This window comes from Mesorhizobium sp. B2-1-1, assembly GCF_006442975.2.
Lineage (GTDB): Bacteria > Pseudomonadota > Alphaproteobacteria > Rhizobiales > Rhizobiaceae > Mesorhizobium.
In genome coordinates this window covers 4,061,674-4,081,943 of sequence record NZ_CP083954.1, presented here as the reverse complement: position 1 = coordinate 4,081,943, position 20,270 = coordinate 4,061,674, and the positions used below count along the sequence as shown (strand labels likewise).

Genomic DNA, 20,270 nt, shown 5'->3' with positions numbered 1-20,270 from the left:
TCAGCGGCGCGGTGGAGCCGAGGAGGCGCGCACGATCAGTTCGACCGGCAGCAACTGCCGGCTGACCTTGCCGTCGCTTTCCAGGATTGCCTTGACGGCAAGCCGGCCCATCTCGGCGATCGGCTGTGCGACCGTGGTCAACGGTGGCTCGGACAACTCTGCTTCGGGAACGCCGTCGAAACCGATGACCGAAACATCATCGGGGACATTCAGCCCGCGCGCGCTCAGCCATTCAAGCGTTGCCAAGGCCATCCTGTCCGACATCGCCAGGATGGCCGTGGGTGGTTCGCCGGAAGCAAAGATCGTTTCCAGCCCCGCCTTTGTGGTGGCGGCATCGTTGGCGGTTTCGTAGACGGGCACTTTGGATGTATCGATGCCAACCCGCGAAAGCTCCCGGAAGTAGCCGGTGAGGCGATCGCGTGTCCCCGCATAGGCCGCGGCGCGAAGCTCCTCGGGCGAAATGATGCCTGTCCTGCCGTCGGCGAAAGGCAGCGCCAGCACGGCAAAGCGGCGATGCCCGAGTTCCGTCAGATGGCGCGCCGCCAGGCTGGCGCCGGCGATGTTGTCGACGCCGATCGCCGCGACGGATCCATCCTCCGAATCCAGGTCCAGCGCCACGAAGGGCAGTTTGCGCTCGCGGGCCAATTCGACAAGGCGCGAGCCGCCTTCGATACAGAAGACGATGAAGCCGTCGACCAGGGCGCTCTGGATATTCCAGGCAAGCTGTTCGTTGTTGGCGGCCGAGACTAACGAGATACCGGCCCCGGTCGCATCGCAGGCCTGCGAGATACCGGCCATCATCACGCGCGCGAAGGGATCCTCGAAGAAATAGGAAAGGGGCTCCGCGGTGGCCACGCCGATGGCGTTGACCTTGCCGGCCCGCAGCAGGCGGCCCTTGGGATCGGGGCCGGCATAGCCCATCGCCTCGGCCGCCGCACGGACCCGTTCGCGGACTTCTTCGCGCACGATCTCAGGGCGGCTGAAGACATTGGAGGCGGTACCATGCGAAACACCGGCCGCCTTGGCGATGTCGGCCAGCCGGACGGGTCGTCGATTGCCTGCGGTGAGTGACGCCATTTGCGCGTGCCTCCTGATATGCATTTAGCACGTTCCCGACTTGCATCTAGCACTTTCGTTGGATCGATTCAAATTTTGCTTGACCGGCGGCTTCCATAGGCCTATCTTTGAATCGATCCAACTAAGATCTGCCTGCTGGATTAAACCTGGATGGGAGGTGCGCCATGCATCCTGTTAACTATCTGTTCGAAGACATCTACCGCAACGACTGGAGCATCGGGTCGGCCGCCAACAAGTCCAAGCGCCGCGGCGGAACAAGCCCGTGGATTCGCGATCTGCGCTTCCTGGTGGCGCGCAAGCGGAGCTGACTGGCGTGAATTTTTTGCGTCGGCCTATTGGATCGATTCAATTCAAATCAAGAGGAGAAGAGCCATGCATCCCATGAAGCATCTGTTCGACGACATTTATCGCAATTATTGGGGCATCGGCACGGCCGCGGAGCGGCCAGAGGCGCCGCGCCGCGCGACGCTCTCGGCGCGCAACCGCGATCTTTGGATCCGACTTGAACGTCGCCGGGATTGAAACCGGCCGCGCATCTCAGGGTCGCCGACGCACCACGGCGGAGACAGCTATGGTCAGCCAGCCTGCGATGAGCAGGGTGCCTCCGATCGGCGCCGACATCGGAAACAGCCTCGATCCGAGAAAATCGCGGGCGAGAAGATCGCCCGTGAAAAGCACGAGCCCGACGAGCAGCACCAGGCTGGCTAACCGCAGCGGGCGATTCGCGTCGAGGAGACCGACGGCGAGAAACACCGGTGCGTGCATCAGCAGGAACGATGCCGCCGTACCGGTGAAGGCGCCGCCGAGATGTGCGGCGGCCGCCGACAGCGCCACGCCGGCCGCGCCCACGATGCCGGCGGCGAGCACAAGCAGACGGCTGCCGGTCGTTTCGGTCAGGTTCATGTCGACGCTCCTTCGGTTGATCGGCTGGGCAGTTCGTCAGGGCTTGCCCGCTTCCATCAACATATTCCGCGTCCGCCGCGCCTGGACAATCCAGTTGTAGACCGCGCCGAGCGCCATCAGCACCGACGTGCCGAGAAACACCGCCCGCATGCCGAAATGGCCGCCGACGAAACCGCCGGCAAGCGGTCCGGCGACCTGGCCGACATATTGGGCCGAGATCGAAAGACCGAGCACGTTGCCGCCGACGCCGTCGGGAATGTTGTGGCGGATGACGCTGGTGATGCAAGGCAGCAAACCGCCGAGCGCCAGGCCCATCAGGAAGCGCAGCCCGATCAGTTGCCAGCCGTCGGTGACGAAGGCCTGCGGAATGAGCAGCAGCGCCGACACGGCCAGCGCGCCGACGACGACGTTCCAGTGACCGACGCGGTCGGCGAGCCTGCCAAGCCATGACGCCGACAGGATTGCGCCAAGGGCGGCCGCCGACATCACCACGCCGGCAACGAGCGTCACCCGGCTCTGGTCCTCGATCAGCTGCTGCACATAGACGGTGATGATCGGCTCGATCGACATGGTGGCGAAGGCCAGCAGCATGCCGGTCGTCAGCATGGCCACGACCGGACGCTTGTCGGCAATTTGCGACCAGCCGCTCTTCGGCTTTGCCGCCGTCGCGGCTTTGCTTGCTTGCGGGCGCTGGTTCTCCTTGATCAGGAATGTCGTCGCCAGAAAGGCAAGGAAGATGACGCCGCCGGACAACAGAAAGGTCGCGCGGATGCCGATTACCGGCGGCAGCGCGCCGCCGAGCAAGGGGCCGACCAGCGAACCTGCCGTGATGCCAGCGGACAAGACACCGAGCGCCCAGCCGGAGCGGTCCTTCGGCGTCTGCATGGCCACCAATATGGTCGAGCCGGAGGAATAGCCGCCGGCAAAGCCGATCAGCAGGCGCAGCAGCACCAATTGCCAGACCGTCTCGACCATTCCGGTCAGCGACATGCAGATCGCCATGCCGAAGGAGGCGCGCACCAGCATCAGCTTGCGGCCGTAGCGGTCGCCGAGCCGTCCCCATAACGGCGCAACGAGCGCCGCCGCGAAGAAGGTCGCCCCATAGGCGATGCCCGACCATTGCACGATCGCCGCATGGCCCTCGACGCCCAGTTGCTCGACATAGAGCGGCAGGAACGGCAAGAGCAGGGTCATGGCGATGAGCGTGCTGAACGAACCCGCGAAGCAGACGGCGAGATTGCGCCGCCAGTGGATATTGTAGCCGCCCTGTTCCGTATCGTTCTGCGTCATGCCGTGCCTGCGTGTGCCAGGGATTGTTGTGGATACCATTTTGGGATACCAAGTCGGTATCCGTCATGGACCCACAGCCCGACCGCTGTCAATGCGGGCACGTGAAAAGGCAACAACGATGTCGCAGATGCACAACGTCGAACGGCAGCTCCGCGAGATGATCCTTGGACTTGAGATCGGCCCGGGTGAGAAACTCACCGAGCGCTGGATCGAAAGCCGCTTCGGCGCCTCGCGCACGCCGGTCAGGGCTGCGCTGCTGCGGCTCGAAACCGAAGGGCTGGTCGGCAGGGACGGGCGCGGCTGGACGGTCTCGCCCATCAACCTGGCCGAACTCGAGCAGATCGCGGTCTACCGCGAAGCGGTCGAGGTCGCGGCCTTGCGGCTGACATGCGGGCTTGCCGACAGAAGTGCCGTCGATGTCATCGAGGCTATGCTCGTCTCCTGCGACGACGACACTCCGCGCGAGGAATGGCATCGCGTCGGCATGGATTTCCACATCGAGCTGGCGCGACTGTCCGGCAATGAATTCCTGTTTCGGGCCGTCCGCGACGCGATGACCAGGCTTTCGCGCGCCCGTTGGCTGGAGGTACGCGATGGAGCGGCCCTTGGCCGCGCGTGGGCCGAACATCATGCCATCCTGGCCGCCGTGCGGAGCGGCGATGCACAGGAAGCCGCGCGCTTGCTCTCGCAGCATATCGTGGGCAGTCGCGACCGTCTGTTGACGTCGCTGGCCAATGATCGCCGCGGCCTTCGCGCCAGGGGATTTGCCGTCGTGGCGGCATAATGCGGCCTGCAGGGCAGGCCACTCGCCGCCGAAAAAAGGACCACCGGCCCCGAGCCCCACTTTCGGCCTCGCTTCGCGGACGCCGATGGCGTAGGACCGGGCGATGGAAAACAACCGATTTGAAGTACCCGTGACCGTCAAATCAGTCACGGCGGGAAGTACACAGCTCTTACGCTCGGCCCGCGAGGCTTCCGACTATCTCATGAACAGCTGGCCCGGCAAGCGCACCCCCAAGCATCGCGCGGCGCTGCAGGCCTGCCACGATGCGCTGGCCGGCGACAAGCCGGCCATGAACGCAAGGCGCGCCTTTATCGCGGCGGCGCGTGAAGTGGACGTCTTCGTCAGCGACAAGGCGCCGGCCTGATCCAGGCCGGATTGCCGCCGCGCGCCGTCATTCCTCTGTTTCAATCTCGGCGTCAGTCTCGGGTTTCTGACGCTCCCGCGCCGCAGCCTTGGCCGCCAGCTTTTCGGCCTTCTTGGCCGCCTTCTGGCGATCGCGTTCTTTGCGTTCCTGATCGTAATTTGGTGCTCGTGCCATAGCGGCTCCTTTTTTGCTGTTCTTGTGGGCTGACTACGCGTCGTTCGCCTTCCGATGTCTCGGAGCCGGCACCAGGGTTCCTATAAGCTGCTTCGGTCGATCACAAGGTCGGCGGCGCCGAAACGCTCCTTTGCCGTCAGCTGCTGATGCCAATAGGGATAGAGCAGGGGCGGGCGGCTGACCGCGTCGAGGCGATCACGTTCCTCGCCGGCCAGCGTCAGGCTGGCCGCCGCGATATTGTCCCTGAACTGGGCCTCATTGCGCCCGCCGATCACAAGCGAGCTGATAGCCGGCCGGCCAAGCAGCCAGGCAAGCGCCACCTGTGCGGCGGACACACCGCGGGCCTTACCGATTTCGACCAGCACATCGACGATCCGCCACAGCCGGTCCTCGTCGCGGATTGGCGGTTCGGACCAGCCGGCGACCTGGCGCGCGGTCGGGCTGTCACGGTGATACTTGCCCGACAGCAGGCCTCCCGCCAGTGGGCTCCACACCAGCACGCCCAATCCCTGGTCGACCGAGATCGGCAGCAGCTCGTATTCGGCTTCGCGTGCTTCGAGCGTGTAGTGGATCTGCTGGGTGACGAAGCGCGGCTGATGGCGGGTGTCACTGATGGAGAGCGCCTTCATCACCTGCCAGCCGGAATAGTTGGAGCAGCCGATATAGCGGATCTTCCCCTGGCCGACCAGCGTGTCGAGCGCGGCGATGGTCTCTTCGAGTGGCGTCACGCCGTCCCATTCGTGCAGGAAATAGATATCGATGACGTCGGTCTTGAGCCGCTTAAGGCTTTTCTCGCATTCGCGGATCAAATGATGGCGCGACAGGCCTTCGTCATTGGGACCGTCGCCGATGCGCATGCGCGCCTTGGAGGCGATCAGCACGTCGTTCCTGCGCTTGCCGCCGAGTGCCTCGCCGATGATCTCCTCCGACAGGCCGTCCGAATAGACATTGGCCGTGTCGATGAGATTGATGCCGGCATCAATGCACAGATCGATCATGCGCTTCGCCTCGGCGAGATCGCTGTTGCCCACAGCCGCGAACGGGCCGGCGCCGCCAAAGGTCATGGTGCCCATCGTCAGCGCCGAAACCTTCAGGCCGGAACGGCCGAGAGTGCGGTATTCCATGTCAGTCCTCGCGATTGAGAAGAATGGCCCGATCAGGTTGCTGGATTTGTAGGACAATCCGTGCGGCTTGTCGCCCTCCGGCCCCAGCACACCGATGAGCGGCCGTGGCGTGCCCCTGCAATAAAACCGTCATTGCCGGCCTATACTCAGTCGATCAGGGCGTTGCGCGCCGCCGTCAGGACGCGACGCCCGGTCGTTGCCGGAGGCGGCAGCTTGCAGATGGAGGAACACCGATGAATGAATCCATACCCAAGTCCGGCGCCCGGGACTGGCTGGAAGCCGAACTCGCCGACACGCTCGACGAGGACTATGAACTGGAGATGTCGGAACCGGCGCTGTCGCTGGAGATCGCCAGGATCTACAAGAACGCGCATCCGCCTTCTATCGACCGCATGCAGTATTTTCGCGACCTGATCGGGCTGCAATCCGAGCTGATCAAGCTGCAATCCTGGGTCGCCTACCACAAGAAGAAGCTTGTGGTGATCTTCGAAGGCCGCGATTCGGCTGGCAAGGGCGGCGTCATCAAGCGCATCACCCAGCGGCTCAACCCGCGGATCTGCCGCGTCGTGGCGCTTCCGGCACCGACCGAGCGAGAGACGTCGCAATGGTATTTCCAGCGTTATGTGCCGCACCTGCCGGCCGGCGGCGAGATCGTTCTGTTCGACCGCTCCTGGTACAACCGTTCCGGCGTCGAGCGGGTGATGGGTTTCGCTGGGCCCGATCAGGTGGAGGAATTCTTCCGTGACGTGCCGGAGTTCGAGCGCATGCTGGTCCGTTCGGGCATCACGCTGGTCAAATACTGGTTCTCGATCACCGACGAGGAACAACAGATGCGCTTCCTGATGCGCATCCACGATCCGATGAAGCAGTGGAAGCTGTCGCCGATGGACCTGCAGTCGCGGGTGCGCTGGGAACAGTACACCAAGGCCAAGGAAGAGACCTTCGCCCGTACCAACATTCCGGAGGCGCCCTGGTTCATCGTCGAGGGCAACGACAAGAAGCGCGCCCGGCTGAACTGCATCGACCACCTCTTGCAGCAGGTTCCCTATGAAGAGGTGCCGCACGAGGAGATCACGCTGCCCGAGCGGGTCTTCAATCCCGAATACGAGCGCCAGGTGCTGCCGCGCGAGCTCTACGTGCCCGAGAAGTATTGAACGAGAGTTTGTCCTTCTCCCCGTATAGTGACGGGGAGAAAGGATCTGCACCAAGGGTTGCCAATTCCCACTGTCGCAGACAACTAATTCCTAAGTCCGCTTGATGACGACATGCGTGGCAAGCGGCGTCGCTACTTGTTCGCTGCACGCGTAGCCGAGCTTCGGCATATCAATCCCGGCGAAGAGGTGCTCGCCGGAGCCGAGCAGCACCGGCGAGATCGCCAGATGCATCTCGTCGATGAGCCTCTCCTGGAGGTACTGCCGGATGGTGGCGACGCCGCCGCCGACCCGCACATCGCTGCCATTGGCCGCTGCCCTTGCCTGCTCGAGCGCCGAATGGATGCCATCCGTAATGAAGTAAAAGGTCGTGCCGCCCTCCATGACGATCGGCTCGCGCGCATGGTGGGTCAGCACGAAGACCGGCACATGATAGGGCGGGTTGTCGCCCCACCAGCCCTTCCAGTTTTCGTCAGGCCATTCGCCGCGGATCGGCCCGAACATGTTGCGGCCGAGGATCCAGGCGCCGACATTCTCGAAGCTGCGCGCCGCGAACGCCTCGTTGATATCGGTTGTGCCGCCATCGTCTCCGAGCACCATCTTGCGGAAGGTGCGGGTACCGATCATCCATTTGTGCAGGGCTTCCCCACCGACGCCGAGCGGGTTTTTCAAATCCTGGTCGGGACCGGCGCCGTAACCGTCGAGCGACAAGGTGAATGCGTTGACGCGAAGTCTGGACATGGAAAGCCTCCTCAGACCAGTTGTATTTTGCAAGCAGTTACTTTCTAGCAAACCGATTGCAAATTGCAAGTAGTATTTTCCGCGATCGAAAAGATGCATATCCGTACTTCGCCTATGCGATGTCCAGAGTGTTGCCTGATGGTTGGTGCGGATGCCAAAATGGCGGTTGCCGAGACAGCCGCTATACCGGCTCATTTGCCGGTGGGTCCATGAAGAGCATATGGTTTGAAGGCGCTGGGAGGAAACTATGCTCTCAGCATCTCCGCCACCTCAGGGGCGAAATAGGTCAAAATGCCGTCGCAGCCGGCGCGTTTGAACGCAAGAAGCGATTCCAGCATAGCCTTTTCGCCGTCGATCCAGCCATTGGCGCCCGCCGCCTTGATCATCGAATATTCGCCCGACACCTGGTAGGCGAAGGTTGGCACCGCAAATTCGTCCTTCAGCCTGCGGATGATATCGAGATAGGGCAGGCCGGGCTTGACCATCAGCATGTCGGCGCCTTCGGCCAGGTCCTGCTCGGCCTCGCGCACCGCTTCGTCTGAATTGGCGTGGTCGATGTAATAGGTCTTCTTGTCGCCCTTGAGCAGGCCGGCCGTGCCGACCGCCTCGCGGTACGGCCCGTAGAAGGCGGAGGCGAATTTCGTTGCATATGACATGATCGCCACGTCCTGGAAACCGTTTGCGTCGAGCGCGTCGCGGATGGCGCCGATGCGGCCGTCCATCATGTCGGACGGCGCGATGATGTCGGCGCCGGCCGCTGCTTGTATGACGGCCGCCGCGGTTACCTGTTCCACCGTCTCGTCATTGACGATGAGGCCGTCGCGCAGGATGCCGTCATGACCATGGCTGGTGAACGGGTCGAGCGCGGCGTCGGTGATGACGCCGATCTCAGGCACCGCGTCCTTGATCGCGCGCGTGGCGCGGTTGATGACGTTGTCGGGGTCGAGGATATGCGAGCCGGTCTGGTCGCGCAGCGAAATGTCCACATTGGGAAAGGTGGCGAGCGCGGGGATGCCGAGCTTCGCCGCGCGTTCGGCCTCCTTGACGGCAAGATCGATCGACAGGCGGAAGACGCCCGGCATGGCGGCGATCGGCTCGCGCACTTGTCTGCCGTCGACGACGAAGATCGGCCAGATCAGGTCGTCGACGGAAAGCCTGTTCTCCTGCACCAGGCGCCGCGACCAGTCGGCCTTGCGCATGCGTCGCAAGCGGCGGCTGCCGGTGATGTCGTCGACGCTGCGCGCGCCGGCAGGTTTTGCGGGGGTGAATCTGTTCATCGCCAAAACTCTCGTTTGGCCGGCTTTTATCACGCACCCGTGGTGCTGACCAATGCGACACGTTTGTGCCAGCAATCCGATCGGGTCTCTATTCGGGTTGCCCATTGCCCGAAAGGATCTGCGCCGCACCGCGCATGCCGACGCGGAACGCCTCGTCGAAGCCGACGCCGCGCACTTGCCAGGCGTAGGTCTTGCCGGCCTTCGCCAGCCGCCAGTCGGCGATCCAGCCCAACTCCTTACCGCTCCAGACGATGCTGCCGGAAAGCGCTTGGTCGGCGCCGGCCATTTTCGCAACCGTGTCCAGCTTCGCCATGTCGGCGTCGCGCATGATCCTGTCGTCCAGCCCCGCCTTCGACAGCAGCGCTGCCGTGGGGAAGGTTACCTGCATGGCGATCGGCGCGGCGGCATTGCCGAACGACTCGCGCATCAGCACGCCGCGCTCGTCATCGGCATCGAGCGCGAAATGCTTGACGCCGCGCTCGGTCGACAAGAACACCGCCAGCCGTGGCCTTTCGGTCAGCCATGGCCTGCTGCCGAGCGAAGCCAGCACCGGATCGATCATCGCCGGGCTGTACTGGCAGTAGAGATTGTGAGGCCGATCATACGTGCCCTGATCGTCATGGTTGGGAATGCCTTCCATGCGATCGCGGTAGCGAAAGGCCGTCACGAAGCTGCCGGCCTTGTCGCGCAGCGCCGCCATCTCCGGTTTCGCCGGCAGGCGCTGGTCGCCGGAAACCCGGACCAGAACCGCGTCGAGGCAACGTTTGAAGCCGGCCTGGCGGTTCTTCTCGTACCGACCGTTGACGATGGTCTGCGACTGGTAAAGATCGGCGAGGCTTGCCGCCAGGGTCGGTTGCAAAGCCAGGCAAATGACGATCAGCCCGATCGTCATCGGCACGAGGCGCGCAAATCCAGCCATGAGCAACACCCCATTGGAAACCCGCTACAGCTGCGCAGTCGCCGTGCGGTTCCCGGCGTTGCGGCGACAACGGCTCTTTTAGCACTAGGCTCCGGCACGAGCCAAGACGCGCTGCCGGCATGCCGGCATTGACGCGGCCATGGGCCACGCTTTAGCACTTCAGTCCCGGCGGAGCGGGGGAGGGATTCTTTCACGATGGATTTTGGCGGAGGCGACGAGATCCGCTTCGAACATCTGGGCCGGGCCGGCATCGTCACGTTGACGCGGCCGCGGGCACTCAATGCGGTCACGCACGGCATGGTCAATGCACTCGCCAAGGCATTGCACGCTTGGGAGCGGGACTGGAGCGTCGACGTCGTCGTCGTCAAGGCCGAGGGTAGGGCGTTTTCGGCCGGGGGCGACATTCTCCACATCTATGAGGCCGGCCGGGCCGGTAAGCCGCCTGTCGAGTTCTTCGCCGACGAGTATCGGCTGAACGCCCAGATCGCGCGTTTCAAAAAACCTTATGTGGCGCTGATCGACGGCATCGTCATGGGCGGCGGCGTCGGCATCTCCTTTCATGGATCGCACCGGGTGATGACGGAAAATGCGCAGTTCGCCATGCCGGAGGTGGGTATCGGCTTTTTCCCGGATGTCGGCGCCAGCCATCTGCTGCCCGATCTTGGCGGTTCCTTCGGCATGTACCTGGCGCTGACCGGCAATCGTATCCGCTATGGCGACGCGTTGTGGTCCGGGCTGGCCACGCATACGATCAAGGCGCAGGACCAGGCTGGCTTTCTCGACCAACTCGCCGCCACCGGCGATCCCGAATCGGTGCTGCGCGGCTTCTTCATCCCGGCGAAGCGCGAGACGGACAGGCAGGTGCTGGAGGCGATCGCCCATCACTTCGCGCAGGCGTCGCTTGCCGATATCATCGGCAGCCTGGAGCAGGCGGCAGGGAGCGATGAGTTTGCGGCAAGGACGCTGGCGACGATCCTGACGCGCTCGCCGACCAGCCTTCGTGTCGCCTGGCGCCAGATCACTGCCGGCCTGACGCTGCCGATGGATCAATGCATGAAGATGGAGTTCCGCATCCTCAACCGGATGCTCGCGGGCCACGATTTCTACGAAGGCATACGCGCCACCATCATCGAAAAGGGTTCCAAGCCGCAATGGCTGCCGGCAACCCTCGATGCGGTCGACGACGCGGATGTCGATGCCTATTTTTCCTCGCTCGGTGAACGGGAACTCGCGCTATGAGTGAGGTGACGTCCAGACGCGTCGTGCTTCAGCCTTCAGGGGTGGAGGTTATCTTCGCCTGGTTCCAGCGAATCATATCAGGATACTGCCTGCTGTTCGGTATCCTGTACTGGATCAGGCTTATCGGCTTCTATCCCGGCTCGCTGTGGCGCTTCGACCTGATGCCGGTCCACTGGCAGGTGACAGCGGTGATGCTCGCCGTGTTTTTTCCCTTTGCCGCAGCCGGCCTATGGATGCTGGCCTCCTGGGGCCCGGTGATCTGGTTCATCTGCGCCGTGACGGAGATCGTCATGTATGCCGGCTTTCCCGAACTCTTCGGCCACCGCCCGCTCATCGTCGTCTCGCATGCGGGGGTGGCGCTGCTCTATGTCGTTTTCCGCCTCGTCATCTATCTGCAGAAGCGGTCGCCCCGGACCTGAAGCCGGCACGCGCCGCCGGCGATCCGGCGGATCGGATTTCGCCCTGAAATCATTGGCTAAATCTTTAGGTTAATTATCCTTGCTCGAGTGACCGTTCGTTAAGCGTCTTGCGAAACCTATTACCGGTAAGCTCTTGTTAGCCTTGGCGTTTAAGTCGAATTTTATGAGTATTCGATAGTGTCGCGATCAAGGTGAAAAACAAAAAATCACCAGGGCGACAAACGAGAGGCAAAGACAATGATCAATTCGCGTCCGGCGGCAAAGACCGCCAACGTTTCCGACGATCGCCGCGAGGCAATCCGTTCCCTGTACATGGAATCGCTCCAACTGGTCGAGCGCCTGCACCGCCGTCTGCTCGACGTGATCAAGGACGAGTTCGACCGCAATGGCCGTTCCGACATCAACGCCATCCAGGCGCTGCTGCTCTTCAACATCGGCAATTCGGAGCTGACTGCCGGCGAGTTGCGCTCGCGGGGCTACTATCTCGGCTCGAACGTCTCCTACAATCTCAAGAAGCTTGTCGATCTCGGCTTCATCAACCACCAGCGCTCGCGCATCGACCGTCGTTCGGTCCGCGTCTCGCTGACGCCGAAGGGCAACGAGGTGGCGGACGTGGTCGCCGGTCTCTATGAGCGCCATGTCGGCTCGATCGAGCAGGTCGGCGGCATCAACACCGACGAATTCAAGCAGATGAACCGCGCCCTCCAGCGCCTCGACCGCTTCTGGAACGACACCATCGCTTACCGGATGTAAGCCACATCCCCAATCAGAAGCCGCGCCACAGAAGCGCGGCCGCAACAGCGACCTCCAGTCAGGGCCGGTGCCGAAAAGCATCGGTCTTTTCTTTTCGTTGCGCTGGCCGAAGCAAATTGCGGGCCAAGGCCACGTTGCCGCCATATTCCAATGGAACCGAAGATGGCAGTGATGCTGTGGTGAAGACCATGAGTTCACCCGCAGCCGCGTAGCCTTGCGCGTTTTCACACCGAGGTGATGCGGACCATGGTTGGCTAATTGTTAAGATTGCCAATTTTAGAGTGCGGGCGAGATCGCCCGATGATCAACGCAGCAAGTGTTCGAACTGCTACAAATGTCTGGAACGTCCATGAGAACCAGCCGCCGTTTCTTCCTTTCCGGAGCCTCCGCGCTCGCAGCCGCCGTTGTTGCCGGCCGCGCCAGCGCGCAGGATGTGATCGGGGACATCCTGAAGTCCTCGGCGCGCGGCAACTGGGACGATCAGTTCGACGCCCGCGCCAGCGCAGGCGGCAAGGTGGCCTCGACGCTGCCGATCTTCAGCCCGCAGACCGTGGCCTTCACCGAGCAGGCTGTGGCGCAGTACCAGAACATCGTCGGGCAGGGCGGCTGGGTCGAGGTTCCCGCGACCAAGAAACTGCAGCTCGGCGTCGACGATCCCGATGTCGTGCCGTTGCGCAAGCGCCTGATGGTCGCCGGCGACCTGTCGCAGAGCGCCGGCATCTCGACGGCCTTCGATTCCTATGTCGACTCGGCGGTCAAGCGCTTCCAATTGCGCCACGGCCTGCCGGCCGACGGAGCGCTGGGCAAATATACCTACGCGGCGATGAACGTTTCGGCGCAGATCCGGCTCGGCCAGTTGCAAACCAATCTCCAGCGATTGAAGGAGAAGGCGGGCACGCTTGGCAGCCGTTATGTGCTGGTCGATATTCCGGCAGCGCAGGTCGAGGCGGTCGAGAACGATCGCGTCGTGCTTCGCCATACCGCGATCGTCGGCAAGATCGATCGCCAGACACCGATCGTCAATTCCAAGATCAACGAGATCATCGTCAATCCATATTGGAACGCGCCGGTGTCGATCGTGCGCAAGGACATCATCCCATTGATGCGCAAGGACCCCGATTATCTCAAGAACAGCCATATTCGCCTGTTTGCGCCAGACGGCAGCGAAGTCGATCCGATGAATGTGGACTGGTCGACCGATGACGCGGCCAAGTACCGTTTCCGCCAGGACCCCGGTTCGGACAACGCCATGGCGTCGGTGAAGATCAATTTCCCGAGCCCGGACGGTGTCTACATGCACGATACGCCGCAGCAGAGCCTGTTCGGCAAGATGATGCGCTTCGATTCCTCGGGTTGCGTGCGCGTGCAGAACGTGCGCGACCTCGTCACCTGGATCCTGCGCGACACGCCCGGCTGGGACCGTCAGCATTTCGAGGCTGCGATCAAGACCGGCGAAAACACGCCGGTCCAGGTCACCAACCCGGTGCCGGTGCATTTCCTCTATCTCTCGGCCTGGTCGACGGGCCCCGGCGTCGTCCAGTTCCGCGACGACATATATGGCCTCGACGGAAACAACGAGCTGCAGATCACTTCGTCGCTCTAAGCGATTGATTATTCAGGGAAAAGGCCGCTCTTGAGCGGCCTTTTTCTGTCGCCGCCGCTAGGCCGTTCACACCGCCGCTGACCTCCAACTCTGCGTAGGCGCGCTCCGGCTGGACGAAGCGCGGGCGATTGCGCATGGTCGGCAAAACTGCCGGAATCGGACCATGCAAGTTGCCGTCTTCATCCTCGTCGTGCTCGTCCTAGTGGCGCTTTCCGGTGCATTGGTGCGGCTGGTGCGGGTGCCGCTGCCGGTGCTGCAGATCGCCATGGGTGCTGCGCTGGCCTGGCCGGCGCGCGGGCTGCATGTCGAGATCGATCCGGAACTGTTCCTGCTCGTATTCATTCCGCCGCTTCTGTTCGCCGATGCCTTTGCTGCGCCCAAACGCGAGCTTGTCGCCTTGCGTGGCCCTATCCTCGACCTTGCCATTGGACTGGTCTTCTTCACCATCGTCGGATTTGGCTACGCCTTGCATTGGCTCGTGCCCAGCATCCCGCTCGTCGTCGCTTTCGCGCTCGCCGCGGTGCTGTCGCCGACCGACGCGGTGGCGGTGTCTTCCATAGTCGACAGGAACATCGTTCCGGCGCGGCTGATGCACATATTGGAAGGCGAGTCGCTGCTCAACGACGCGTCGGGTCTGGTCATGTTCCGCTTTGCCGTGGTGGCGGCATTGACCGGCAGCTTTTCCTTTGCCGCGGCCTCGCTGAGCTTTCTCTATGCCGTGGCTGCCGGCATCCTCGCCGGCATGGCGGCGCTGTTCGTTGCCGCCAAGGCGCTGCAACTGCTCAACCGCATCGGCGGCGTGCCGGCGGAGGCGCAGGTTCTGGTCATGATCCTGGTGCCTTTCGTCTCCTATCTCGGCGCCGAGCATATCGGCGCCTCGGGCATCCTGGCGGCGGTCACCGCCGGCCTGTTGACCGGAGTTTCCGGCATGTTCCGCTTTCTCGGTGTCTCGGCGCGCATGCAGACGATGTCGCTGTGGTCGACGCTGTCCTTCGTCTTCAACGGCGCGCTCTTCATTCTGCTTGGCCTGCAATTTCCCGATATCATCCGTAAGGTGCCGCCGGAGTTGTCCAGCCGGCACTGGATCATCGAGCCGGTGCTGACAGTCCTGCTGCTGACCCTTTGCCTGATCGGCCTGCGTTTCCTGTGGATATGGATCGGCGACATGGCGGGCGCCATGGCGGCGCGGCTCGGCAAGCGAAAGGCCGAGCCGTTCGGCCTGCGCGTGCGGCTCGCCGGATCGGTCGCCGGCGTGCGCGGAGCGATCACGTTGGCCGGTATCCTGTCGCTGCCGCTCACCTTGCAGGACGGCTCGCCGTTCCCGGCCCGCGACGTGGTGATCTTCCTCGCCGCCGGGGTCATCATCTGCTCGCTGGCCATCGCCAGCCTCGCGCTGCCGAAGATCGCTCGCGGGCTGGTCGAACCGGGCGAGGACCCGGCAGCGGCCGAGGAGCGCCGGGCGCGGGTCGGCGCAGCCAATGCGGCGATCGCCAGGATCGAGAGCATCGCCAATGAGGCAGGCGAGGGCGGGGCCGTCGAGGCACGGCTCGCCGTTGCCGACAGCATCGTCGCCGGCTACCGGCGCCGCATCGCCGCCTCCGACGAGGCCGACGAAGCGCGTGCCGAGGCGCGTGAGGCGAGCCGTCTGGAGCTTGAACTCAGGGCGGCCGGCATAGAAGCCGAGCGCGCCGCGCTACGCGCCATGTTTCTCAGCCGCGAGATCAATGACCATACGATGCGGGCGCTGTTTTCCGAGATCACCTTGACCGAGGCTCTTCTGAAGCAGCGGCGCGACAGGAAATGACGGTTCGCCGCTCTGCTTGCCGCAATCGGGCCAGCAAATTTCGCGCCGCAAACGTGGCGAGGCGAAAACAACTGTGTTAATGGCGCGGCGAACCCAATCCTGTCACACAAAAATGTGCAGGGGTTTGGGACAACGGCATGCGCAAGACAAAACCGACCTCCGGACCTAAGGAATTCAGGCCATGGCAACAGCAGCGGCAGCGTCGAACAAATTCGAATCCTTCTTCGAAACCACGCTGGAAGATGCCGATCCGGAAATTTTCGGCGCGATCCGCAACGAACTCGGACGCCAGCGCCACGAGATCGAACTGATCGCGTCTGAGAACATCGTCTCGCGCGCCGTGCTCGAAGCGCAGGGTTCGATCATGACCAACAAATACGCCGAGGGTTATCCGGGCAAGCGCTATTATGGCGGCTGCCAGTTCGTGGATGTCGCCGAGGAGCTGGCGATCGAGCGCGCGAAAAAACTGTTCGGCTGCAACTTCGCCAATGTGCAGCCCAATTCCGGCAGCCAGATGAACCAGGCGGTGTTCCTGGCTCTCTTGCAGCCGGGGGACACCTTCATGGGCCTCGACCTCAATTCCGGCGGGCATTTGACGCACGGCTCGCCAGTCAACATGAGCGGCAAATGGTTCAAGGTCGTGTCCTACGGCGTGCGCAAGGACGACCACCTGCTCGACATGGACGCCATCGAGAAGACGGCGCATGAGACGAAGCCGAAGCTGATCCTGGCCGGCGGCACCGCCTATTCGCGCATCTGGGACTGGAAGCGCTTTCGCGAGATCGCCGATGCGGTCGGCGCCTACCTCATGGTTGATATGGCCCACATCGCCGGCCTCGTCGCCGGCGGCGTGCATCCCTCGCCGCTGCCGCATGCCCATGTGGTGACGACCACCACGCACAAGTCGCTGCGCGGCCCGCGCGGCGGCATGATCCTGTGCAACGACGAGGAGATCGCCAAGAAGATGAACTCGGCGGTGTTCCCCGGCCTGCAGGGCGGACCGCTGATGCATGTCATCGCCGCCAAGGCGGTTGCCTTCGGCGAGGCGCTGAAGCCGAGCTTCAAGCTCTATGCCGAGAGCGTCGCCGCCAACGCCAAGGCGCTGGCGTCCAGCCTACAGGAGACTGGCCTCGACATCGTGTCGGGCGGCACCGACAACCACCTGATGCTGGTCGACCTGCGCCCCAAGAATGCCACCGGCAAGCGCGCCGAAGCAGCGCTTGGGCGCGCCAACATCACTTGCAACAAGAACGGCATCCCCTTCGACCCGGAAAAGCCCTTCGTCACCTCCGGCGTGCGGCTCGGCACGCCCGCCGGCACAACGCGCGGCTTCGGCCAGGCCGAGTTCCGCGAAATAGGCAAGCTGATCGCCGAGGTGCTGGATGGCCTCAAGGCCGCCAATTCCGATGAGGGCAATGCCTCGGTCGAGGCCGCGGTCAAGGCCAAGGTCGTGGCGCTGACCGATCGATTCCCGCTCTACCCTTATCTCGGTTGACCTCGCGCCACGCGTCATCTCTTATCCGCCAGCGGCGCGCCGACCCCCGATCGGTCGACGCGCCGAACTGGAGACCAGACGATGCGTAATTTCCGTCCCGCCATCCTTGGCGCCCATGGCTTGCTGGCCGTTTCCCTGACATTGCCCGGGACTGCCCTTGCGCAGACCGCCCCTGAAGTGCCCGCCACCGCTACCTTCGGCAGATGGACAACCATCGTCGATACGCTCGACACCGGGCAGGATGCGCGCAAGACCTGCGCCGCTTCGACTGCCTTTTTCGATGCCAGCGGCAATTCGGGCACGCTGACGCTGTCGATCTCGAACGGCGACGCCATGCCGCCGGACGCCTACCCGGCCATCATGCTTATTGTCGACAACCGGAACCTGCCCACTGGCAAGAAGATCGCCGCGACTTTTGGTGATCCTGGCGTCAAGGTTTCCGCCACCGTCTATTCGAACGATGCCGTGAACGGCCGTCCCAGCTGGACGGTCGACAACCAGCCCAAGACCAGTCTCGCGCTCTTGCGAGCCATGCGCAAAGTCACCTCGCTCGATGTCGCTTTCGGCAAAGAGGCTTTCGCCAGCATTCCGATGGACGGCTTCACTAAAGCCTACCGCAACCTCGGCACATCATGCGGCTTTCCGACCAAGGACGTTGCACCCTAGCCAAGCGCGCGAAGGCGGGTGCTGGCAATCTGCCTCGCGGCTCGCTATCTCTGACGCGAAAGGGTCTGCGTGCCTTGCCATCGTGGCAAAAGGCTCTAAGCCTTTTCGCCTCACCAGATTCGTGAACCCAAGGCTCTCAATGCGCTGTCCCTATTGCCAGTCCGAAGATACGCAGGTGAAGGATTCGCGCCCCGCCGAGGATGGCGCGGCGATCCGCAGGCGTCGCGTCTGCCCCGATTGCGGCGGCCGTTTCACCACCTTCGAGCGCGTGCAGTTGCGCGACCTCGTCGTGGTCAAGAAGTCGGGGCGAAAAGTGCCTTTCGACCGCGACAAGCTCTTGCGCTCCGTCGAGATCGCGGTGCGCAAGCGCAATGTCGATCCCGAGCGCATTGATCGTGCCGTGACCGGCATCGTGCGCCAGCTGGAAAGCTCCGGCGAGACCGAAGTGGCCTCGGGCGAGGTTGGGCGGCTGGTCATGGAAGCGCTGAAGTCGCTCGACGACGTCGCCTACGTCCGCTTCGCCTCGGTCTACCGCAATTTCCGCGAGGCCAAGGATTTCCATGAGCTGCTGGGGGAATTGAAAGGCGACGAGGACAAGAGCGAAGAGGACGCTGGCTGAGCATGGCGGAACACAGCGAGGCCGGACAGGCAGCCCTTGACCGCCGTTTCATGGCAGCCGCACTCAGACTGTCGCGCAGGAATGCGGGCCGGACCTCAACCAATCCTTCCGTTGGTACACTCATCGTGCGCGACGATGGCTTGGGCCCGATGATTGTCGGCACCGGCGTCACCGCTGTCGGCGGCCGCCCGCATGCCGAGACCGAGGCGCTCGCCGAAGCGGGCGAACTGGCGCGCGGCGCCGCCGCCTACGTCACGCTGGAGCCTTGCGCGCATCACGGCCGCACGCCGCCTTGCGCTAATGCACTGGTCACTGCCGGCATCGCGCGCGTCGTTGGCGCCGCCAGCGACCCCGATCCGCGCGTGTCGGGCCAAGGCTACGCGATCCTGCGCACCGCGGGCGTCGAGGTTGTGGAGAATGTCCTGGCGGCGGAGGCCGCCGAGCAGATGGCCGGCTATCTCATTCGATCGCTTAGGAAACGGCCGGAAGTGACTCTCAAGCTAGCGCTTTCCAGCGACGGCAAGATCGGCATGGAAAGGGCTGGGCAGGTGTCGATCACAGGCGACATTGCGCGCCGTGAAGTCTATCTAATGCGCGCCGAGGCTGATGCCATCCTGATCGGCATTGGCACGGCGCTGGAGGACGACCCGGCGCTGACGGTGCGCTTGCCCGGACTGGAGAACCGGTCGCCGGCGCGCATTGTGCTCGACAGGCAGATCAGGCTGCCTGAGACTTCGAAACTGGTGTCCGGTGTCGACCGGGTGCCGCTCTACGTCGCGGCTTGCCTGGAAGCCCATCCTCTGCGGCGGGCAACGCTCGAACGCGCCGGCGTGCGTTTCATCGGCACCGAGACGCATGAAGGCGGCGTGGCGCTGCCGGAACTGCTCGAGGATCTTGCTGCGCTCGGTATGGCCAGCGTGCTGGTCGAAGGTGGAGCCAAGGTGGCCAGCGCCTTCCTGTCGGAAGGCCTGGTTGACCGCATCGTGCTGTTCCGGGGGCCGGAGGCGATTGGCAAGGGGGGCATTGCATCGCCCATCGATGCCAACCATGTCCCGGCGGGATTTCGCAAACTGCGCGAGATGCGGTTCGGCGAGGACAGCTACGCCGAGTGGATAAGAGACTTTTAGGATCAACACCGATGTTTACCGGCATTGTTACCGACATAGGCACCGTCGCGGCCGTCAAGCCGCTGCGGGAAGGCGTGGGATTGCGTATCGACACCGCCTATGATCCCGAAACCATCGCCATCGGCGCCTCGATATCATGCGGCGGCGTTTGCCTTACCGTGACGGCCTTGCCCGACAGCGGCTCGAACGCGCGCTGGTTCGAAGTCGAGGCCTGGGAGGAGGCGCTCCGGCTGACGACGGCGATGGGCTGGAAGTCAGGCACGCGCATCAATCTTGAGCGGGCGCTGAAGATCGGCGACGAGCTTGGAGGCCATATCGTGTCGGGCCATGTCGACGGCACCGCCGAGATCGTCGAGCGCAAGGATGAGGGCGACGCCGTTCGCTTCACGCTGGAAGCGCCGCGCGAACTGGCGAAGTTCATCGCGCCGAAAGGCTCCGTCGCGCTCGACGGCACCTCGCTCACCGTCAACAAGGTGGAAGGCACCCGCTTCGACGTGCTTCTGATCCACCATTCGCTGACCGTCACCACCTGGGGTGAGCGCAAGGTCGGCGACCGCGTCAATCTCGAGATCGACACCATGGCCCGCTATGCGGCGCGGCTGGCGGAAGCGGCGAAAGAGGGGCTTTGAGCATCGCCGAGCTGTTCATGAGGAATTGGCGATGATGGAAAGCAGGAATTCCCAAGGGCAGGATCGGCTGACGTCGGCGATGTAGATGCGCGCCGAGTAATGGACCCCGCCA

At 63.4% G+C, this 20,270-nt stretch carries 23 protein-coding genes; 15 read left to right on the top strand and 8 right to left on the bottom strand.

Annotation, left to right across the window (positions count from 1 at the left end; all coding sequences use genetic code 11):
* Entirely contained in the window at positions 1 to 1,077 is a 1,077-nt protein-coding gene (locus FJ972_RS20160; protein WP_140515671.1) for a substrate-binding domain-containing protein, read from the bottom strand.
* A gap of 164 nt (positions 1,078 to 1,241) precedes the next feature.
* Between FJ972_RS20160 and FJ972_RS20155 the strand changes: the two genes are divergently transcribed.
* Positions 1,242 to 1,385, top strand: a complete 144-nt coding sequence (locus FJ972_RS20155; RefSeq protein WP_140494076.1) for a hypothetical protein — start codon at positions 1,242 to 1,244, stop codon at positions 1,383 to 1,385.
* A gap of 73 nt (positions 1,386 to 1,458) precedes the next feature.
* Entirely contained in the window at positions 1,459 to 1,599 is a 141-nt protein-coding gene (locus FJ972_RS20150) for a hypothetical protein (RefSeq protein WP_181167406.1), read from the top strand.
* Between the two features lie 15 nt (positions 1,600 to 1,614).
* Here the strand turns inward: FJ972_RS20150 and FJ972_RS20145 are convergent, their stop codons facing one another.
* A complete protein-coding gene (locus FJ972_RS20145; RefSeq protein WP_140521759.1) occupies positions 1,615 to 1,980 on the bottom strand; it encodes a DUF423 domain-containing protein in 366 nt (121 codons plus the stop codon).
* Positions 1,981 to 2,016: 36 nt separating this feature from the next.
* Positions 2,017 to 3,270, bottom strand: a complete 1,254-nt coding sequence (locus FJ972_RS20140; protein WP_140521761.1) for a multidrug efflux MFS transporter — start codon at positions 3,268 to 3,270, stop codon at positions 2,017 to 2,019.
* Between the two features lie 118 nt (positions 3,271 to 3,388).
* Here FJ972_RS20140 and FJ972_RS20135 point away from each other — a divergent pair, with 118 nt between their 5' ends.
* A complete protein-coding gene (locus tag FJ972_RS20135) occupies positions 3,389 to 4,054 on the top strand; it encodes a GntR family transcriptional regulator (RefSeq protein ID WP_140494070.1) in 666 nt (221 codons plus the stop codon).
* A gap of 130 nt (positions 4,055 to 4,184) precedes the next feature.
* Positions 4,185 to 4,418 (top strand): DUF982 domain-containing protein, encoded by a 234-nt coding sequence (locus FJ972_RS20130; RefSeq protein WP_246670991.1) that lies wholly within the window; start codon positions 4,185 to 4,187, stop codon positions 4,416 to 4,418.
* A 27-nt stretch (positions 4,419 to 4,445) separates the two neighbouring features.
* Here the strand turns inward: FJ972_RS20130 and FJ972_RS20125 are convergent, their stop codons facing one another.
* Positions 4,446 to 4,592, bottom strand: a complete 147-nt coding sequence (locus FJ972_RS20125) for a hypothetical protein (RefSeq protein ID WP_140494066.1) — start codon at positions 4,590 to 4,592, stop codon at positions 4,446 to 4,448.
* A gap of 80 nt (positions 4,593 to 4,672) precedes the next feature.
* On the bottom strand, positions 4,673 to 5,716 hold the full coding sequence (locus FJ972_RS20120) for an aldo/keto reductase (RefSeq protein ID WP_140515679.1): 1,044 nt from the start codon (positions 5,714 to 5,716) through the stop codon (positions 4,673 to 4,675).
* Between the two features lie 233 nt (positions 5,717 to 5,949).
* Here FJ972_RS20120 and ppk2 point away from each other — a divergent pair, with 233 nt between their 5' ends.
* Positions 5,950 to 6,870: a polyphosphate kinase 2 gene (ppk2, locus tag FJ972_RS20115; protein WP_140494062.1), complete on the top strand. Its 921-nt coding sequence runs from the start codon at positions 5,950 to 5,952 to the stop codon at positions 6,868 to 6,870.
* A gap of 90 nt (positions 6,871 to 6,960) precedes the next feature.
* Here the strand turns inward: ppk2 and FJ972_RS20110 are convergent, their stop codons facing one another.
* The 3 genes from FJ972_RS20110 to FJ972_RS20100 form a co-directional block, all read right to left on the bottom strand.
* Entirely contained in the window at positions 6,961 to 7,608 is a 648-nt protein-coding gene (locus FJ972_RS20110; protein WP_140521763.1) for a dihydrofolate reductase family protein, read from the bottom strand.
* Between the two features lie 245 nt (positions 7,609 to 7,853).
* The gene (gene hemB, locus FJ972_RS20105; RefSeq protein ID WP_140521765.1) at positions 7,854 to 8,885 is read right to left on the bottom strand and encodes a porphobilinogen synthase; all 1,032 of its coding nucleotides are present in this window, start codon (positions 8,883 to 8,885) and stop codon (positions 7,854 to 7,856) included.
* Between the two features lie 88 nt (positions 8,886 to 8,973).
* On the bottom strand, positions 8,974 to 9,804 hold the full coding sequence (locus FJ972_RS20100; RefSeq protein WP_140521767.1) for a DUF2066 domain-containing protein: 831 nt from the start codon (positions 9,802 to 9,804) through the stop codon (positions 8,974 to 8,976).
* 195 nt (positions 9,805 to 9,999) lie between these two features.
* On the opposite strand from FJ972_RS20100, the gene FJ972_RS20095 reads away from it, so the two are divergent.
* The 10 genes from FJ972_RS20095 (at position 10,000) to FJ972_RS20050 (ending at position 20,158) form a co-directional block, all read left to right on the top strand.
* Positions 10,000 to 11,043: an enoyl-CoA hydratase/isomerase family protein gene (locus FJ972_RS20095; protein ID WP_140521769.1), complete on the top strand. Its 1,044-nt coding sequence runs from the start codon at positions 10,000 to 10,002 to the stop codon at positions 11,041 to 11,043.
* Positions 11,040 to 11,462 carry a DUF6163 family protein gene (locus tag FJ972_RS20090; RefSeq protein WP_140521771.1) on the top strand — a complete coding sequence of 141 codons (423 nt, stop codon included), beginning with the start codon at positions 11,040 to 11,042 and terminating at the stop codon, positions 11,460 to 11,462. Before FJ972_RS20095 ends, FJ972_RS20090 begins: the two co-directional genes overlap by 4 nt.
* 237 nt (positions 11,463 to 11,699) lie before the next feature.
* Complete coding sequence (gene ldtR / locus FJ972_RS20085) at positions 11,700 to 12,215, top strand: transcriptional regulator LdtR (protein ID WP_013896002.1); 516 nt, start codon at positions 11,700 to 11,702, stop codon at positions 12,213 to 12,215.
* A gap of 349 nt (positions 12,216 to 12,564) precedes the next feature.
* Positions 12,565 to 13,818: a L,D-transpeptidase family protein gene (locus FJ972_RS20080; protein WP_140494050.1), complete on the top strand. Its 1,254-nt coding sequence runs from the start codon at positions 12,565 to 12,567 to the stop codon at positions 13,816 to 13,818.
* Between the two features lie 163 nt (positions 13,819 to 13,981).
* A complete protein-coding gene (locus FJ972_RS20075) occupies positions 13,982 to 15,622 on the top strand; it encodes a Na+/H+ antiporter (RefSeq protein ID WP_140494048.1) in 1,641 nt (546 codons plus the stop codon).
* Positions 15,623 to 15,803: 181 nt separating this feature from the next.
* Entirely contained in the window at positions 15,804 to 17,117 is a 1,314-nt protein-coding gene (glyA, locus tag FJ972_RS20070; protein WP_140494046.1) for a serine hydroxymethyltransferase, read from the top strand.
* Positions 17,118 to 17,198: 81 nt separating this feature from the next.
* Positions 17,199 to 17,783, top strand: a complete 585-nt coding sequence (locus tag FJ972_RS20065) for a hypothetical protein (RefSeq protein WP_140494043.1) — start codon at positions 17,199 to 17,201, stop codon at positions 17,781 to 17,783.
* Between the two features lie 139 nt (positions 17,784 to 17,922).
* Positions 17,923 to 18,402 carry a transcriptional regulator NrdR gene (gene nrdR, locus FJ972_RS20060; protein ID WP_010915593.1) on the top strand — a complete coding sequence of 160 codons (480 nt, stop codon included), beginning with the start codon at positions 17,923 to 17,925 and terminating at the stop codon, positions 18,400 to 18,402.
* Positions 18,403 to 18,404: 2 nt separating this feature from the next.
* A complete protein-coding gene (gene ribD, locus FJ972_RS20055) occupies positions 18,405 to 19,529 on the top strand; it encodes a bifunctional diaminohydroxyphosphoribosylaminopyrimidine deaminase/5-amino-6-(5-phosphoribosylamino)uracil reductase RibD (protein WP_140521773.1) in 1,125 nt (374 codons plus the stop codon).
* A gap of 11 nt (positions 19,530 to 19,540) precedes the next feature.
* On the top strand, positions 19,541 to 20,158 hold the full coding sequence (locus FJ972_RS20050; RefSeq protein WP_140521775.1) for a riboflavin synthase: 618 nt from the start codon (positions 19,541 to 19,543) through the stop codon (positions 20,156 to 20,158).
* The last annotated feature ends 112 nt before the right edge of the window (positions 20,159 to 20,270 follow it).